At 40.9% G+C, this 17,188-nt stretch carries 21 protein-coding genes; 11 read left to right on the forward strand and 10 right to left on the reverse strand.

Annotated elements, in window-relative coordinates; translation table 11 throughout:
* The first annotated feature begins 99 nt into the window (after nt 1–99).
* From NWQ57_RS18625 to NWQ57_RS18660, 8 genes are all read left to right on the forward strand, one after another.
* A complete protein-coding gene (locus NWQ57_RS18625) occupies nt 100–864 on the forward strand; it encodes a DUF3450 domain-containing protein (protein WP_306023680.1) in 765 nt (254 codons plus the stop codon).
* A 5-nt stretch (nt 865–869) separates the two neighbouring features.
* A complete protein-coding gene (locus NWQ57_RS18630) occupies nt 870–2,222 on the forward strand; it encodes a MotA/TolQ/ExbB proton channel family protein (RefSeq protein ID WP_306023681.1) in 1,353 nt (450 codons plus the stop codon).
* A gap of 1 nt (nt 2,223) precedes the next feature.
* On the forward strand, nt 2,224–2,748 hold the full coding sequence (locus NWQ57_RS18635; protein ID WP_306023682.1) for a MotA/TolQ/ExbB proton channel family protein: 525 nt from the start codon (nt 2,224–2,226) through the stop codon (nt 2,746–2,748).
* A gap of 12 nt (nt 2,749–2,760) precedes the next feature.
* Nucleotides 2,761–3,162 carry a biopolymer transporter ExbD gene (locus NWQ57_RS18640; RefSeq protein WP_306023683.1) on the forward strand — a complete coding sequence of 134 codons (402 nt, stop codon included), beginning with the start codon at nt 2,761–2,763 and terminating at the stop codon, nt 3,160–3,162.
* A 1-nt stretch (nt 3,163) separates the two neighbouring features.
* Nucleotides 3,164–3,778, forward strand: a complete 615-nt coding sequence (locus tag NWQ57_RS18645) for an energy transducer TonB (RefSeq protein WP_306023684.1) — start codon at nt 3,164–3,166, stop codon at nt 3,776–3,778.
* Nucleotides 3,775–5,037, forward strand: coding sequence for a tetratricopeptide repeat protein (locus NWQ57_RS18650; RefSeq protein ID WP_372340943.1), 1,263 nt, complete (start codon nt 3,775–3,777; stop codon nt 5,035–5,037). Before NWQ57_RS18645 ends, NWQ57_RS18650 begins: the two co-directional genes overlap by 4 nt.
* Before the next feature lie 97 nt (nt 5,038–5,134).
* Nucleotides 5,135–5,335 carry a DUF1289 domain-containing protein gene (locus NWQ57_RS18655; protein WP_306023685.1) on the forward strand — a complete coding sequence of 67 codons (201 nt, stop codon included), beginning with the start codon at nt 5,135–5,137 and terminating at the stop codon, nt 5,333–5,335.
* Between the two features lie 50 nt (nt 5,336–5,385).
* Nucleotides 5,386–6,315, forward strand: coding sequence for a tRNA-dihydrouridine synthase (locus NWQ57_RS18660; RefSeq protein ID WP_306023686.1), 930 nt, complete (start codon nt 5,386–5,388; stop codon nt 6,313–6,315).
* Nucleotides 6,316–6,426: 111 nt separating this feature from the next.
* Here the strand turns inward: NWQ57_RS18660 and NWQ57_RS18665 are convergent, their stop codons facing one another.
* Together NWQ57_RS18665 and NWQ57_RS18670 are read right to left on the reverse strand one after the other, a co-directional pair.
* The gene (locus NWQ57_RS18665) at nt 6,427–6,621 is read right to left on the reverse strand and encodes a hypothetical protein (RefSeq protein WP_306023687.1); all 195 of its coding nucleotides are present in this window, start codon (nt 6,619–6,621) and stop codon (nt 6,427–6,429) included.
* A 35-nt stretch (nt 6,622–6,656) separates the two neighbouring features.
* Nucleotides 6,657–7,325 carry an arylesterase gene (locus tag NWQ57_RS18670; protein ID WP_372340944.1) on the reverse strand — a complete coding sequence of 223 codons (669 nt, stop codon included), beginning with the start codon at nt 7,323–7,325 and terminating at the stop codon, nt 6,657–6,659.
* A 1-nt stretch (nt 7,326) separates the two neighbouring features.
* Here NWQ57_RS18670 and NWQ57_RS18675 point away from each other — a divergent pair, with 1 nt between their 5' ends.
* Both NWQ57_RS18675 and NWQ57_RS18680 read left to right on the forward strand, forming a co-directional pair.
* Nucleotides 7,327–8,025 (forward strand): ABC transporter ATP-binding protein, encoded by a 699-nt coding sequence (locus NWQ57_RS18675; protein ID WP_372340945.1) that lies wholly within the window; start codon nt 7,327–7,329, stop codon nt 8,023–8,025.
* Nucleotides 8,022–10,556 carry an ABC transporter permease gene (locus NWQ57_RS18680; RefSeq protein WP_306023688.1) on the forward strand — a complete coding sequence of 845 codons (2,535 nt, stop codon included), beginning with the start codon at nt 8,022–8,024 and terminating at the stop codon, nt 10,554–10,556. Before NWQ57_RS18675 ends, NWQ57_RS18680 begins: the two co-directional genes overlap by 4 nt.
* Before the next feature lie 35 nt (nt 10,557–10,591).
* Here the strand turns inward: NWQ57_RS18680 and NWQ57_RS18685 are convergent, their stop codons facing one another.
* Together NWQ57_RS18685 and folX are read right to left on the reverse strand one after the other, a co-directional pair.
* Nucleotides 10,592–11,485 carry a TIGR01777 family oxidoreductase gene (locus NWQ57_RS18685; RefSeq protein WP_306023689.1) on the reverse strand — a complete coding sequence of 298 codons (894 nt, stop codon included), beginning with the start codon at nt 11,483–11,485 and terminating at the stop codon, nt 10,592–10,594.
* Between the two features lie 14 nt (nt 11,486–11,499).
* Complete coding sequence (gene folX, locus NWQ57_RS18690) at nt 11,500–11,865, reverse strand: dihydroneopterin triphosphate 2'-epimerase (RefSeq protein ID WP_306023690.1); 366 nt, start codon at nt 11,863–11,865, stop codon at nt 11,500–11,502.
* A gap of 118 nt (nt 11,866–11,983) precedes the next feature.
* Between folX and NWQ57_RS18695 the strand changes: the two genes are divergently transcribed.
* The gene (locus NWQ57_RS18695; RefSeq protein ID WP_306023691.1) at nt 11,984–13,042 is read left to right on the forward strand and encodes an AI-2E family transporter; all 1,059 of its coding nucleotides are present in this window, start codon (nt 11,984–11,986) and stop codon (nt 13,040–13,042) included.
* A gap of 8 nt (nt 13,043–13,050) precedes the next feature.
* Here NWQ57_RS18695 and NWQ57_RS18700 read toward each other — a convergent pair whose 3' ends face one another.
* The 6 genes from NWQ57_RS18700 to arfB all read right to left on the reverse strand — a co-directional run bounded on the left by NWQ57_RS18700 (nt 13,051) and on the right by arfB (nt 17,171).
* Entirely contained in the window at nt 13,051–14,397 is a 1,347-nt protein-coding gene (locus NWQ57_RS18700) for an ATP-binding protein (protein ID WP_306023692.1), read from the reverse strand.
* Nucleotides 14,398–14,402: 5 nt separating this feature from the next.
* The gene (locus NWQ57_RS18705) at nt 14,403–15,077 is read right to left on the reverse strand and encodes a response regulator transcription factor (RefSeq protein ID WP_306023693.1); all 675 of its coding nucleotides are present in this window, start codon (nt 15,075–15,077) and stop codon (nt 14,403–14,405) included.
* A 2-nt stretch (nt 15,078–15,079) separates the two neighbouring features.
* Entirely contained in the window at nt 15,080–15,319 is a 240-nt protein-coding gene (locus NWQ57_RS18710) for a PepSY domain-containing protein (RefSeq protein WP_372340946.1), read from the reverse strand.
* Between the two features lie 144 nt (nt 15,320–15,463).
* The gene (locus NWQ57_RS18715) at nt 15,464–15,934 is read right to left on the reverse strand and encodes a glycine zipper 2TM domain-containing protein (RefSeq protein ID WP_306023694.1); all 471 of its coding nucleotides are present in this window, start codon (nt 15,932–15,934) and stop codon (nt 15,464–15,466) included.
* Nucleotides 15,935–16,096: 162 nt separating this feature from the next.
* A complete protein-coding gene (locus NWQ57_RS18720) occupies nt 16,097–16,543 on the reverse strand; it encodes a hypothetical protein (RefSeq protein ID WP_306023695.1) in 447 nt (148 codons plus the stop codon).
* A 217-nt stretch (nt 16,544–16,760) separates the two neighbouring features.
* The gene (arfB, locus tag NWQ57_RS18725; RefSeq protein WP_306023696.1) at nt 16,761–17,171 is read right to left on the reverse strand and encodes an alternative ribosome rescue aminoacyl-tRNA hydrolase ArfB; all 411 of its coding nucleotides are present in this window, start codon (nt 17,169–17,171) and stop codon (nt 16,761–16,763) included.
* Nucleotides 17,172–17,188: the final 17 nt, after the last annotated feature.

The raw sequence follows: 17,188 nt of genomic DNA on the forward strand, positions 1-17,188 counted from the left end.
TAAGCCCCTTAAACAACAGAGCTTTATAGCCCCTTACCGACCCAAGAAGGCGTTCGGAAAGGATTCAAAACAAGAAATTGGTTGGGAATTATGTCCAAAATGAGCAAGAGAAACCTTATTGCTTCTGCCGTCGTTGGTGCTTTTGCACTCGGTAGCAGCGCCGTTGTCTCTGCAGACACGTTAAATGAACTTCACAAAGAAGAATCAAAAATTCATGTGGCTGCAGCGAACTCCCAAGAGAAAATAAATAATCTTTATGAGCAATCTCAAGAATTATTTGCTGAGTATCGTGCAGTAGTAGACGAAACTGAGAATCTTAAAGTTTATAATGACTACGTAGCAACACTTGTTGCTGATCAGCAACGAGGTATTGATTCTCTACAACGTCAGATCGATGGCATTGAAGGTGTTAAACGCGGCGTAGTTCCGTTGATGTTTAGAATGATCGACAGTTTAGAGAAATTCATTGATCTGGATATTCCAATTAACTTGGAAGAGCGTAAAGCCCGTATTGAACGTCTTCGTGACGTAATGGGTAATTCAAACGTTACAACTTCTGAACAGTTCCGTCAGGTTATTGAAGCGTATCAAATTGAAAACCAATATGGACGAGGTATTCGTTCATACAAAGGTACTATCGATTTTCAAGGTACAGATATTACAGTTGATTTCTTCAATTTGGGTAGAACAGCTTTAATTGCATTATCACTAGACCAGAAGAACGCTTGGTTGTGGGATAATAACGCACGTGAGTGGCAAGTACTTGGTGATGAATACCTAAGCTCTGTAATTACTGCTGTGCGTATGGCCAATAAACTTGTGCCAGCTGACCTTATTAAGTTACCAATCAAAGCTGCGGAGTAATATTGATGAAACCTGTATTTAAATCCATATTGGCAGCTGCGACGATCGCTATGATGGCATCTAGTGCCTATGCCGCCAATTCCCTAGAAGAGTTGTTAGAAGAAGTTAAGAAAAATCGCGTTTCTGAAGCGCGTATTAACAAAGACCGTGAAGCTGAGTTTCAATCTGCTCGTGCTGATAAACAGGCTTTGTTGAAAAAAGCTGAAGATGGTCTCAAAGCTGAGAAAGGCCGTGGTGATCGTTTAACTAAACAGTTTGCTGATAATGAAACAAAGTTAGCCGATAAAGAAATGGAACTTGATCAAGCAACCGGAACTTTAGGTGAAATGTTTGGTGTGGTTCGCCAAGCCTCAGCAGAAGCTTATGGTCAAATCTCAACATCTATCGTTAGCGCTGAGTTCCCAGGTCGTGGTGAATTTTTAAAGCGTATGTCAGAAGAGTCTAAAGGTCTTCCTAATATTCAAGAATTAGAAGATCTATGGTTTGCCTTACAAACTGAAATGACTGAGTCTGGTCAAGTATCACGTTTTAGAACTCAAGTTATCAGCTTAGATGGTGGTTCAAACGAACAGGAAGTTGTTCGTGTTGGTACCTTCAACCTAGTTGGTGAGCAAGGTTATTTAATCTACGACGACAAAGATGAAATCGTTCAGCCTTTAGGCCGTCAACCAGATGGTTATTTGGTTGATTCTGCACAAGAGTTGCGTGGTGCTACTTCTGGTTTAGTTCCTTTCTATGCTGACCCTTCAAGCGGTGCATTGTTGGGCCTTCTTAAAGAAAAAGCGACGATGATGGAACGTTATCACGCTGGTGGTATCGTGGGTTACGTAATCACGGTTATGTTAGCGATTGGTTTGTTAATTGGTTTCTACAAGATTATTACCCTAACGCTTATTGCAGGAAAAATGCGTTCACAACTTAAAAATCCTGGTAGTCCCTCTACATCTAATCCTTTAGGTCGTATCCTAACGGTTTATAAAGATAATAAGTCTGCTGACGCTGAAAACTTAGAACTTAAACTAGATGAAGCAATTTTACGTGAATTACCTAGCATCGAAAGTGGTATTAATATCATTAAGATCTTCGCAGCGATTGCGCCATTATTAGGTCTATTAGGTACAGTATTAGGTATGATCGCAACTTTCCAACAAATTACGTTGTTCGGTACCGGTGACCCGAAACTGATGGCTGGTAGTATCTCAATGGCACTTGTTACTACTGCTCAAGGTATTATTGCAGCGTTACCGTTATTGTTAATGCACAGCATAGTAGCTGGTCGCAGCAAGTCTATCGTTCATATTTTGGATGAGCAAACTGCAGGCATTATTGCGGCCCACGCTGAGACGGAGAAAGCCTAAGATGTTATACCTGATTGGACTATGGGAGTCGGTCAGGGATTTTATCGCTGCCGGTGGCGACGTGTTATACGTCGTTGCCTTAGCGCTCTTCCTCATGTGGGTCTTTATGATCGAGCGTTATTGGTATTTGTCTTCTGTCTTTCCCAAGCTAAGAAATGAAATTATAGCTAATTGGGATGCGAGAGAAGATACTACTTCATGGTATGCGCATAGAATCCGTGATACGTGGATTTCACAGGCGTCGGACGGACTAAGCTCAAGAATGTTGTTAATCAAAACTCTTGTTGCAATGTGTCCTTTAATAGGTTTGCTAGGAACTGTAACTGGTATGATTGGGGTGTTTGAAACAATGGCAACTCAAGGTACTAGTAATCCTCGTCTTATGGCGGCAGGTATATCTATGGCGACTATTCCGACAATGGCTGGGATGGTAGCAGCTTTATCTGGTGTATTTTTTAGCTCTCGTTTAGAAGCGAAAGTTAAGATCGCTCGTGAAAAGCTAGTTGATAGTCTACCCCATCATTAAGGAGAGGGTCTTATGAGTCGAAAAGTTCGAGTCGAAGAAGAAGATGCTGCGATAGACATGACCCCAATGTTGGATATCGTGTTTATCATGTTGATATTCTTCATCGTAACAACAGTATTCGTTAAAGAAGCTGGGATAGAAGTTAACAAGCCAGGTGCAAGCCAAGCTGTAATGCCTAAAAATGCTAATATTTTTATAGCGGTAACAGAAAATGGTGATGTCTGGATTGATAAGCGACAAGTTGATATAGACAGTGTACGAGCAAATTTGGAACGCTTGATGGCGGAACAGCCTTCTGATGTACTTATTATTCAAGCAGATAAAAATGCTGACTATGGAGTTGTCATTGAAGTGATGGATCAAATCAAGTCAGCTGGTATTGATCGCATATCTATAGCAACGACGGGCGGTTAATATGGGAAGATTATTAGTTTCAATTTTAGTAGGGGCTGCAATAGCGTTTGGATTGTTTGTGGTAATGGCAAAGTTGATTGAAAATTCATCTAGGCCAGTGGACAAAGTTCCACCATCACCAATAATCGATATCGTTATGGCAACACCTGATGATTCTACTCAGACGCGAAAACGAGTACCACCGCCACCGCCACCGCCACCTAAGCAACCGCCTAAAATTCAGCCGGTTGAACCTGATGTAGCGAAAGCGAACACAGATGGTTTAGGCTTTAATATGCCTTCTATCGATGTGGGTGGCGCTTCGGTTGATATCGGTGGTGTAGGTGCTATGCAACGTGATGGTGATGCTACACCTATCGTTCGTATCGAGCCTAAATATCCGGTACAAGCCGCTCGTGATGGGAAAGAAGGCTGGGTAAGGCTTTCATTTACTATCAACGAAGTCGGTGGAGTAGAAGACATTGAGGTAGTAGATTCGGAACCAAAACGTATTTTCGATAGAGAAGCTAAACGTGCTCTAGAAAAGTGGAAATACAAACCGAAGATCGAAGATGGTAAGCCTATCAAGCAATTTGGGTTAACAGTTCAATTGGACTTTAAGTTGGATCAATCATGATTAAAATACATTTTAAAAAATTATGCATGGTTTCAGCCTTTTCAATGGCTACACTGTTGCCAACAGCAGTTTTTGCTCAAGGTGCGCCGGTTGTTTGTCCTGATTATAAAAAGGGACCGACAAACATACCAAGTGAAAGAACAGGTAAAAAAGTTTCTAAGGCTTTAGAAGCTTACAACCTGGATCAAGTTGACGAGGCGTTAACAATTTTGTACGAAATTGACACATCTCAAGAATTTGATCGTGCTTTTACTGACCGTTTCATTGGTAACTTACTGGCGACTCAATCGGATAAAGCAGCTAAAGCGTTGGAATATCTGAACAAAGCCGTTAAAGCTAAAAAGCTAAATGATTTGGAACAGGCCGGTACGCTTCGTTTGATTGCTGATCTTAACATGCAAGAAAAGAACTACGCTGCTGCAGCGGTTAAGTATAAAGAATGGATGGATTTTACTTGTAAAGAAGATCCTGATGTTTACTTAAGACTTGCAACCGCTTATTACGAAGAGCAGAAGTGGGCTGACATTATTGATCCAATCAATAAGTCTATTAAACTTGCTGAAAAACCAAACAAAAACGCCTACGCGCTTAAATTAACTTCTTATTACAATCGCAAGATGTACAAAGAAACAATTCAGGTAGCGGAAGATACTGTCACTATATTCCCTGATAATAAGGCGAATTGGACTCAACTTGGTTTTTTCTACATGTTAGTGGAAGATTACAAGAAGGCTTTATCTACTTTTGAAATGGCGCTAAACCAAGGGTATTTGACTAAAGAAGCAGAGATTAAAGCGTTAATGCAACTTTATTCTACCAATAATATTCCTTATAAAGCAGCGACCTTGTTTGAAAAGTACATGAAAGAAGGTTTGGTTAAAAAGGATGAGAAAAACTTGTCTTCTTTAGCCAGCACTTGGAACCAAGCGAAAGATCCTAAGAAAGCAGCGGTATATTACGGTCAAGCTGCGGCGCTAAGTTCAGATCCCGATTTGTATTATAAACAGGGCACTTCGCTTGCTTTGTCTGAGCAATACAAAGATGCATTAGTTGCTTTGCAAAAAGCGCTTGATGCTGGAGCTGACAATGTTGGTCGTATTCACATGGTAATGATGGAAGCTAGTTTTTATTCTGGTGACTTCAAAACTGCTTATGTGCATGTGCAAGAAGCTAAAAAAGATTCTTCGACCTCTAGAAGTGCTAGAAGTTGGGAGCCTTATATAAAAGAGAAAGCTAAAAACCGCGGTATAAAACTGTAGTTAAACGCCTCTTATAAAAAGCCCCATACATTGGGGCTTTTTTAGTTTTCTTTATTATATATTTTTACAGTTTTTGAAATATTCCGAGTTGTTCCATATGCCATCATTTGAAACCAAGCTTAATTCACCTTGTATAAGAAATTGTTGTTTAGATGAAAAAGATATCTGCTTAGGGTGTCACCGAAGTATGTTAGAGATTTTGGCCTGGGCAGATGCTGACAAAAACAAACGTATTGAAATATTAGTAAACTGTCAAAAACGACAAGCTGAACATTCAAAATTAAAAAAATTGCTGTAGTCGTTTCTCTAAGCAGTTGTTACTTTTCAATTTAATAATATCGAGGCTATATGCATATAACGCTTGCGCCCATGGAAGGTGTGGTCGATAGCTTAATGCGAGACATGCTGACCCGGATTGGCGGGTTTGATCTCTGTGTTACAGAGTTTATTAGAATCGTTGACCAACTTTTACCAAAACGCGTCTTTTATCGAACTTGCCCTGAGCTACACAATAATTCAATGACACCAGCGGGTGTGCCGGTAAAAATTCAATTGCTGGGTCAAGATCCAAATTGGTTAGCTGAAAATGCGGCGAGGGCGATAGAGCTTGGCTCTCATGGCCTTGACCTAAATTTTGGCTGTCCCGCAAAAACAGTGAATAAAAGTCGAGGTGGGGCTATTTTACTAAAGGAACCAGAAACCCTTTATCAGATTGTGAGTGAAGTTCGTAAAGCAGTCCCTCAAGGCACTATATTGAGTGCTAAAATGCGCTTAGGGTTTAACGATACTTCTTTAGCGTTTGAAAATGCGCAGGCTATTGCTGCAGCGGGAGCCGATTTGTTAGTAATACATGCTCGTACAAAACTAGACGGCTATAAGCCCCCAGCATATTGGAATTGGATAGCGGAAATTAAGAAGGTTGTTGACATCAACATAGTAGCAAATGGTGAAATTTGGTCTGCTCAGGATGCGGTAAATTGCCAAATAAAATCGAATTGCCAAGATATAATGTTGGGAAGGGGGGCCTTAGCTTTACCAAATTTAGCGCAAATTATTAAGCAAGGTGCAGCTCAAATGCCTTGGGACGAAGTTCGTATGTTATTAGTGGCTTATTCGGGTTATGAAATATTTGGAGACAAAGGACGATATTTTCCAAATAGACTAAAACAATGGCTCGGTTACTTGAAGTTACAATATCCCCAAGCAGGTATTTTGTTTAACGAGGTTAGGGCGCTTAAAACCGCCAATGAAATTATTCCGGTGCTTAACAAAGTATGAGTGTTCTATTTATAAGCCGCTAAATTATATTGTTGAGTTCTTTTAGATATAAAAAAGCCAGTTTAATACTGGCTTATCCATTTTTGATGAGATCAAAAGGCTTATTAATGATTAAACGGTTATATCTACCACTGAGCCCACTCTTTCATTTGATGGCGCTGGACGAGAGGCCTCTGCCGTTTCACTGGACGATTCTAATTCTGTTTTTTGTTGTTGAGATTGCACTTGAACAACTTCTTGTTGAGAGCCTGTTTGTGTTGGGGCTATTTGGGCTAGAGAACCTGCGCCAGATGAACTTATTTCCATTTCAAACTCCTTAAATAGTTAATCATGTTATTGCCTTAGTGTAGTTGCTTATTATCTGTTCTGCTACTTAATATAAGGTCACCTAGTATTTTTTCCATGTCTTTAGCGATAATTGCTTGAGCTTCCGCGTTAGGGTGAATGCCATCTGCTTGCATTAATTTTTTGTTTAAGGCGATATTTTGTAAAAAAAACGGAATGAGAGGTACTCGATGTTTACTCGCCAGGGATTCATACGCAGCGCTAAACATGTCTGTATAACGTTTTCCATAATTTGTTGGTATTGCCATGGCTTGAAGAAATACCGCGGCGCCAGAGTCAATTGATTGGCTGATAATTGAATCTAAATTTTCCATCATTTTACTAACTGGGTGTCCCTGAAGGCCGTCATTGCCACCTAATTCAATATACACATGCGTTGGTTTGTTTTGTTCAAGTAAACGTGGTAAACGAGCTAGCGCACCGTCAGTTGTTTCACCGCTAATTGCACCATTTATGATTGTAATAGACTTACCTTGCCACATATCTTGTAACAAACTAACCCAACCTTCTGTTTGAGAAATACCATAGCCCGCACTTAAGCTATCTCCAAGTATTAATAGCCTTGTCTCTTTCGCCATGAGTTGATCTGAAAAAAGCAAAACTGGTATAAGTAAGACAACGATTTTTAATTTAATTTTCAATAATTTGATAAGTTTGAAAAACACCATGACTCCTATAAAAATGATAAGCACAAACAGCATTAGTAAAACAGTAAGTACTACTCAAGGTCAATTAGAGATCTTAAAACCTATTAGTTTTGACGTTAGTGAAGGTGAATCTATTGCCATCGTGGGTGCATCAGGCTCGGGCAAATCAACCTTATTAAGTTTATTAGCAGGGCTTGATGAAGTCAGTTCTGGCGAGATTTTCATAGACGGCCAGGCTATGCATACTATGAACGAAGAACAGAGGGCTCAACTAAGGGGGGCTAAAGTAGGATTTATATTCCAGAGTTTCATGTTGGTACAAAGCTTAACCGCTATTGAAAATATTATGTTACCAGCCGAAATCGCTGGTCTCAACGACGCTAGAAGCAAAGCGCTAAAACTCCTTCAGTTGGTTGGTTTGGATCATCGTGCAAAACATTATCCAAATCAACTTTCAGGTGGCGAACAGCAGCGCGTAGCTATAGCTAGAGCGTTTATCACCCAACCCAAAATTTTATTCGCGGATGAACCCACTGGTAATTTAGACGCGAGTAACAGTGACAAGGTCGAACAACTGTTATTTGATTTGAATAGAGAGTTAAATACCACCTTAATTCTGGTGACCCATGATCCCAAGCTCGCTGCTAAGTGCCAAAGACAATTGCAAATGCATGCGGGAGCACTAAGTGAAATAACATCGAGTGAGAACGCTGAATGAAACAAGCAGCCTTTAATCTCGCGTGGAGATTGTTTAAACACGAAACAAAACGCGGTGAACTCACTATTATCCTACTAGCGATTATTTTAGCTGTGGGTTCAGTCCTTTCCTTATCACTATTCAGTGAACGTTTACAAAGTGCTTTAACGGCAAAAAGTGCTGAATTTATTGCCGCCGATCGAGTTCTAGATTCCCGTAATCCGATGAACGAGCAATGGCTTGCTAAAGCAAACGAATTTGGTTTGCAAACAGCCCAGCAGGTATATACCCGCTCCATGGTGTTTGCGAATGATAAATTGCAGTTATCTGAATTAAGAGCTGCAAGCTCAACCTACCCGTTAAAAGGCAAGATTAAAGTGTCTGATGTGGCCTTTGCACAAGGCGCGTTTACCGAAGCGTTACCGCAAGAAGGGGAGGCTTGGATTGAGTCGCGATTACTACAAAGTCTGGATGTTAAACTGGGCGACGAAATAGAAATTGGTGCCGCTAATTTTACAATTTCTAAAGTACTCGTCGAAGTGCCTGACGCTGGTTTTAATATCTTTGGCGGCGATCCAAAGGTACTTATTCCCCTTGATGATCTAGCCAATACCCAAGTGACAGGACCTGGAAGTCGCGTTACATACACCGCGTTTTTCAGTGGTAGTAGCGCAAACCTAAATGATTATTATGATTGGCTTCGGCCTCAATTAGATAATGAGATACATCGATGGAAATCAATTGAAGATGATAATTCTCCTATAGGCAACGCCGTAAGTAGAGCAGAGCAATACTTCTTGCTGGCGAGTTTGCTTGCTATTGTATTAGCCGCCGTTTCTATTGCCGTTGCGGCCCAACGTTATAGCCAACGCCATTATGATCCCGTTGCGATCATGAAAACCTTAGGCGCTTCAAAAAACATGGTGCAGCAAATTTATCTATTACAAATCATTTTTATAACTGTATTGGGGATTATTATTGGTTCAGTGGTTGGCTTTGTACTGCAACAATTAGTGGTCTGGGCCTTAGCTGACAGCATCAATGTATCTATGGATGCTTGGCACTGGCGGCCACTTATTATTGCTATCTTCACTGGGTCAATTTGTGCTTTGCTATTTTCTTTGTACCCTTTATTAAAACTATTTTCTGTATCACCACTGCGTGTTCTTAGAAGGGATCTAGGCGCTAATTTGAGTTCTCGTATCATTCAGTTTATCGCCTCGGGTGGGGCGATTTTTCTATTAATGTGGGCCTACAGCGAGAATCTTACCATTAGTGCCATTTTGTTTAGTTCAGGGGTTCTATTGGTGTTGGCTCTATTGCTGGTTACCTATGGATTAATTTGGCTTGGAAGGGCATTTGGGCAAGGTCGAATGAGTGCTTGGCGCTTAGCTTGGGCACGTATCCACCGTCGAGCGCTTGATAACAGTGTTCAGCTAATCAGTTTCGCCATCACTATCATGTTGTTGCTAGTAGTGTTAGTCATGCGTAACGACATGGTACAGCAGTGGCAAGACCAATTACCGCAAGGAACGCCTAATTATTTCTTGGTGAACATTACCCAAAATCAGCAAAGTGAACTGGCTCAACATTTTGAAGCAAGGAAGGTTAATGTTGAAAAATTCTATCCTGTAGTAAGAGGCCGGTTTGTTGCGATTAATGGTGAAAAAATCAGAACCGCAGTTAGTAAAGAAGATGAAGAGCAACAAAGTAGCGGACGTGATGGTCTGGGTAGAGAAGCCAACCTAACGTGGAGTGATGAGTTACAAACAGGCAGTAGAGTTACCGCTGGTCATTGGTTCAATGAGAGTCCCTTATCCGATACGCTCGATACTGAGCAATATGGCGTTTCGGTAGAAGAGCGTTTGGCAGAACGCTTAAATATAAAATTGGGTGATGAGTTAACCTTCAATATTGGCAGTGAGGTTGTGCAAGTTAGAGTCACTAGCCTGAGGGACGTAAACTGGCAATCTATGCGACCTAATTTTTTCTTTGTCATCGAACCCAAGGCTCTAGCGCATTTTGTGCCGACCTACCTAGCAAGTTTTTATCTGCCTAAAGAGCAAAAGTCTGAACTAACCCAATTGATGTTGCCATTTGCCAGCGTAACATTGATTGACGTAGATGCCCGTATCGATCAATTGCGCAATATCGTTGAGCAGGTGTCTTTGGCAGTTGAGTTTATTTTAATACTGGTATTAATCGCAGGCTCTCTGGTCTTAGTTGCTCAAGTACAAGCGAGTATGGATGAGCGTCAGCAAGAGCTGGCTATATTACGTACTTTAGGGGCGAAAGGTCGGCTTATTCGAGGCAGTGTGCTATGTGAGTTTATCATTATTGGTCTAACCGCTGGATTGATGGCTGCGGTATTCAATGAATTAAGTTTGTATCTGTTGCAGAGCCAAGTATTTCAAATGGAAGCGAAATTACATTGGCAATATTGGTTCATCGCGCCAGTCGCCGGGGCATTGGTCGTTTCATTTTTGGGTGCGCTGAGTTGCTGGCGATTACTCAAACTGAATACCAGTCATTTACTTAGGCAAATGGTTTAATAAAGCAAAAAGGGCATCAACGATGCCCTTTTTGGTTATTTTCTCACGCAATCTAAGGCTGTATTGATATCGGGAAATACAAATTGAAAACCACTGTCTAACAAACGCTGGGGGATCACTCTTTGACCATAAAGAATAAGGTCAGCAGATTCACCCATGGTTAGGCGCAATATTGCCTCAGGAACCTTAAAAAAACAGGGTCTTTTGAGTGCACTCGCTAATGCATGGCTAAACTCATAATTAGTAACAGGATTGGGGGCAGTAAAATTAAATACACCCTTACAGGACGGCGTATCGATAAGATGAACGAGTCCCCTTAACATATCTTCAAGATGAATCCACGAAAAGTACTGGTCGCCTCGGCCTATTGGGCCCCCTAGTCCAAGTCTAAAAGGCGTTAGCATTTTTTCTAGAGCACCGCCTCGCTTCGTCAATACGATGCCTGTACGGACGATACACACTCTTGTTTTAGCTGATTCCGCTTTTTTGGCCAGTTGTTCCCATCTTTCACACAGTTGATGGCCAAAGTCGTCGGTTGGTTCATCGAAGCTTTCATCGATGGGTTGGTCGTCTTGCGGTCCATAAAAGCCGATAGCTGAGCCACTAATCAACAATTCTGGAGGGTGTTCGCTGTTTTTAATTAACGCCACTATCTTCTCGGTGATGGACCATCGGCTTTGCTCTATCTTATGCTTTTGCTCGGCCGTCCATTTTTTACCAACAATGGGCTCACCCGCCAGATTTATAACAACTTGATAATCATTTAAATTGCTCAGATGAGAAAGTGACGAAAGAAAGTGTATTTTGTGGCCGAGTATCTGCTCAGCCATGGAAACATTACGAGTGTAAACGGCAATCTCGTTTGGTCTTAATAAAGGAATTAAATTAGAGCCGATTAAACCGGTACCGCCCGTAATGAGAATTTTCATGATATCCCTAGTCGTTAATTTTTATTGCACGATAAACATAACGAAACTGAATCGGCAAAACGTAAAGCATGTGGTTTGTCGACTTCTGCTTCTGCATAAATTACCCACTGGTGCTCTGCTGCAATAGCTAACACGTCAGCGGTGAGTTTTTCTAATAAAGAAAAACGGTTATTTTCAACCAATTTTATGATGCGCTTGGTAATAGTTTTGTAGTTCAGAGCATCATCCATCTTATCCGTATCGGTGGCTTGATCTGCTTGATAATGAATTTTTACATTAATCACAACATCTTGCATATTCACTATTTCGTCTTCGTTGATCCCAATGTAAGTGCGTAGACGAAGATTCTTGATACGAATGGTGGCAGGGTTTAATTTCATTGTTAAGCTAATCCAAAATTAATAATTATTGTTAGTCACCTTTACGGCACTGATCATACTGTAAAAGTAACGTTATATCTGATAGTTTGCTAGTAAAGGAATGGTCAAAGAAAATTAAATGCAAAATCCGTCTTCATCTTCACTCAAAATGCTCCTTATTCTAGCTTCTATCGTTATTGTTTTGGCCGGAATAAAATCAGCCAGTGTCATTGTTGTCCCTTTTTTACTGTCACTATTTATTGCAATGGCATGTAGTCCTCTCATTACTTGGGCGGGCAAGTATAAAGTGCCTCGCTCCATTGCCGTTGTGTTAGTGATACTCCTGATAGTGATTTTTGGATTTATTTTGGCTGGATTAGTTGGCCAATCGATGAATGAATTTAGCCAAAATTTACCTAAATACCGCACGCAATTAGTTGAGGAGTTCGGGTGGTTAATTGGTCAGGCTGAAAAATTTAATCTTAAATTTGATAAACAGCAAATATTGTCTTATTTGGATCCTGGTTTAGCCATGAACATGGTAACAAATCTCTTATCGAGCCTTGGCGGCGTATTAACTAACTTTCTACTTATCTTGTTAATTGTGGTCTTTATGTTGTTTGAAGCCGATTCAATTCCTAAAAAAGTGCATATCGCACTTGACGATCCCGATATGAAAATTAAACAAATTGATAAGTTTCTAGTATCGGTAAAAAACTATCTAGCCATCAAAACCTTGGTGAGTCTTGGAACGGGTCTATTTATCGGAGTTTGGCTTTATTTCTTAGGATTAGATCATTATTTGCTTTGGGCCATGCTGGCCTTTTTATTCAACTATATTCCTAATATTGGGTCGATTATTGCCGCTGTGCCTGCTGTTATGTTAGCCGTCGTACAACTAGGAACAGGCTCGGCGGGTTTGGTCGCCCTAGGTTATATTTTCACCAATACGGTGATGGGGAATATTGTAGAGCCACGATTTATGGGGCGTGGCTTGGGGCTGTCTACTCTAGTGGTATTTTTATCCTTAATTTTTTGGGGATGGTTATTGGGTACCGTGGGCATGTTGTTGTCAGTGCCGCTGACTATGATTGTTAAAATCGCGCTAGAGTCTAGTCAAAATACGCGTTGGATAGCGTTGTTATTAGATAGCGAAAACACTGATGAAGTAGCCGTGACTGAAGAGAGTGCACAGTAGTCGTAAATTTACACTTGGCGGATTGGGAATTTAAGGCTAATTAAGGCGCCTCCCAAGGCGCTTGTGCTTATTGCTAGCTGGCCTTGATACGCACTCACTAAGTCTGCAACTACCGCCATCCCAATGCCTTGCCCTTCGGTATAACTATCTAAACGCATACCCCGTTCAAGTAAAATCTGTCGTTTATCCGCAGGGATGCCCGGCCCATCATCAGCAATAGATAGGCTTAACCAATTTTCTGTCACAGCGCATTCAATACTGACTGTATTGTTGGCTGCTTTACAGGCGTTATCTAATACATTTCCCAATAATTCCATCAAATCAGTGATATCCCCCTGAAAACAGGCGCTTGGCTCAACCTTATCAATATTCAGTTCAAGGGCTTTATCAGCGTAAACCTTTGACATGGCATTGGTAAGTTTTAATACAATAGGTTTAATTTCTATCGCTTGTTCCCATCCAGCATAGCTGCCTATCACGGCGCGCTTTAGTTGACGTTTTATCAGCGAGTCGATTTGCTGAATAGGCTCTTTGGCTTCAAAGGGTAAACCTTGACTCCCAGACAACACCGCAAGAGGGGTTTTTAAACTGTGAGCGAGGTCACTTAAACTATTTTTGTAACGCGCTCGCTGTTGTTCTTCACTGTCGAGTAAGTGGTTTATGCTTCTTTTTAATTTTTCTAATTCAGGTGGATATTGCTGATCAAGTCGTTTTAATTGGCCTCGCTCTGCTTTTTTTATCTGCTGATTCAGTCGGTTGATGGGCAGTAATGCGGCATTTAAGCTGACCAAAAGAAGCACTAATAACAGCAGGGCAATAAAACCGAGCCATTCAAACAAGATAGTGGCAAACTTGTCTTTTTCAGTATTAAAGACAGCCTTATCTTGCAAAATAAAAAAACTGACTGATTGATAGCTTCCATCATTGTCGAATTCAGCTGTGTAAGCGTAGACAAAATAGGTATTTTGCAGCGCTAAGTCTTCGATAAAATGATCGGTACCTACCGCAGGAGCATTTAAAACGGGAAGTTGCTGCCAATTAAGCGCAGACAACGATTTCCAGACCACGGCGTCATTTGTCAAAATAAAACCATATAATCCAGAGTCTGGCAGGTTAAATTGATCGTTAATAAGTTGTTCGGGCATGCTGGCTTGATTATGTTCAAACTCGAATTCGCTGATCAACATCAAGTTTTGCACTTTCAGTTGTTGCAACATCGACTGGCTCAAACTGTCGTTAAAGGCAGCCTCCAATGTTATCGCAGTAAAAGGGATAAAGATAAGCAAGGTTAAAATCGCCGCCGCAAAACTTCGTAAACGTAAAGATAAACTATTAAGCGCTGAAGTTAGCGGCACGGCGTTTACAGATCTCTATTGATGCGGTATCCACGACCACGTAAGGTTTCTATAGGGTTTAACGTCCCTTCGGGGTCAATTTTTTTGCGCAAACGCCCTACAAATACTTCTATAACGTTGCTATCTAAGTCGAAGTCTTGATCATAAATGTGTTCTGTTAATTCTGTTTTAGACACGATTTTTTGCGGGTTGAGCAACAAATATTCGAGTACCTTATATTCATAAGCCGTTAACTCAATGTAGTTACCATTAATGGTCACTTCTTCGCTCAGGGTGTCTAAGGCAATCGGCCCTTTTTCGATTAAAGGGTGGGCTTTGCCTGCTGCTCGACGAATAAGCGCTTTGACTCGGGCTAACAGCTCTTCATTGTGAAATGGTTTTGTTAAGTAATCATCTGCACCAGCATCTAAACCCTCGACTTTCTCTTGCCATCTATCTCGGGCGGTTAGTATTAGAATAGGGCAGGTGACGTTGTTTTTACGGGCTCGTTGAATAACTTCAAAGCCATCAACTACCGGCAAGCCAATATCTACAATGGCCAGATCGTAAGGGTGTTCATTAAGTAAAAACAGGGCTTTTGCGCCGTCATCTGCCAAGTCAACACTGTAACCACTTTTTTGTAGCAACTGATCCAATTGGGTCAGTAAACGACTATCGTCCTCGACGATTAATACTCGCATTTTTAGTCCTTTTTCTCTTTGCTGACTTTCCCAGATTTTTTATCTACGTCAACTGATACAACGCGTCCTGATTTTTGCAGGACTTTGACTCGGTATGTGGTTTGATTTTGTTCTACCTTTAGCACTCTACCATTCACTTTTTGCTGGGCTTGTTGAGCGGCTTCTGATTTGGTTTTGGGTGCTTGAGTTTGTTTTTTATCATCAGCCACAGCCGAGTTTGATAACAGCAACAGCGATATCAAACTAAACGTGCAAAATTGTATGACTGAGAATCTTTTCAAAGGCTGACTCAACTTCTTAGCATTGAAAAACAAAACATTGGCTTAAGCCTACTTTAACAAGAAAGTAAGGTGGGCATAAGCCATCTAAACATAAAATAATGTGGTTTACTTACGCAATGAAATGTAACGAGATGGCTCTTGTTCACTAAAGCCTTTATACATTTTGCCATTAACCCGATACCAATAGTCATATCCTGCAATAACACGTACTTTTTCAGTATTCACATAATGGGTTGTGCATGTCAGTGCGGGAGACCTAACAGAATGTCTATTGTTGTCTATTTGACTACCTATAACTCCGCCAATTACAGCCCCTATTATCGTTGCCTCGGTTCGGTTTTTACGTTCGCTGGTCATATTGCCAATCGTGCCACCAATCACACTGCCAAATAATGCACCGTCATGATTTACTGTAAGCTGACGCGAGTGAAGGGTACGGCATTGCTCCACAGGTTTGTTAACAACGACATATTCATAAATGGGCTGGACTTCGAGCACTTTCACTTTGTGCTGCTTGGCGAAGGTACTGGTACTTAAAACGAGTAGTGATATTAAAATAACAGTTTTCTTTTTCATGGTTATTTCCTCTTTAGCTTGAAATAAATACTAAAGCCATGATGCTGAATTTTAACTGAATTGAATGTGACTTGATGTAAATAATAAATCTTTAAAGGTAAGTTATTAAAATAGCGTTAAGACTATAAATACCCAGTGAAAAGGCAGAATAAGTGACGAGCGTTAAGCCACGTCACCATTTTCACAAATAACAAAAGTACTGTATTTACGTTTATGCGTATAAATATGTACCGCTAATTTATTACCTTTAATTTCTTCCCATAGCGCTTTGTTTTGTGAAGAAGGGCAAATAGCACCCTTTAAGTAGTTTTCTTGCTCGTGCAGACTCATCTGCAATTGCTGAGGAATTTGAATGTACGCGTTAATCGTGTCATTGACCCGAGCTGATCCTTTAAAGCGCCAATCACCACCAATGAAGTTTTTATAAAAAACGGCGTTAACTAACTTAATCGTATTGTCAGATGGCTCAATCGTACCGTCGGCAGTAGCAAAGGTGTAATCAATATCAGTAGCCGCCTTGCCTTGCATACAGCCTGAAAGTGCACCAAACAAAAAGAGCATTGCAAACAATGATAAGTATTTTTTAAACATGTGTGATTGGTTAAGCATAATTCCTCCAGCGTATAGGTGAAGGTATCGGCCAATATTCAGAAAACCTAACAGGTAAGTGACGTTTTTAGATTTATAGGCAGGATGTCGGGTGCAAATGCAGAATAAATTGATGCTTTGGCAATTAGCTGCGTTGCTATTATCAGTGGACCATACAACAGGAGAGCGATGCACAGAGGAGGCAGTAGAGTCAGCAAATAACGATGGATAAACGGCTTTAAAAATCCACTTTTTTACGCAGCGCCTTTACTTGCCCTGATTTCTTTTTGGTCTCTACTCGCTTGATTTGCGAACTTTTGGTGGGTCTGGTGGCGCGGCGAGCTTTTTGTAGTTTGCCGGTTTCGATGAGTATTTCACTTAGTCGGTCTAGTGCATCTTGCTTATTACTTTCTTGGGTGCGATGGCTTTGGGCTTTAATGATCAAAATACCATCGGTGGTCACCCGTTTATCTTTGCCGGTTAACAGCCGTTGTTTGAGGTATTCAGGGATGGCCGCATTGGCGATATCGAAGCGCAAATGAATGGCGCTAGAGACTTTATTGACATTTTGCCCACCAGCGCCTTGAGCGCGCATGGCGCTCATGTCGATGGCAGGCATTAAGTTTTCAATATTGGGAATATAACTCATCTTAGCCGTAACTATTC

The organism is Paraglaciecola sp. (assembly GCF_030730205.1).
In the GTDB taxonomy this organism is placed as follows: Bacteria; Pseudomonadota; Gammaproteobacteria; order Enterobacterales; family Alteromonadaceae; genus Paraglaciecola.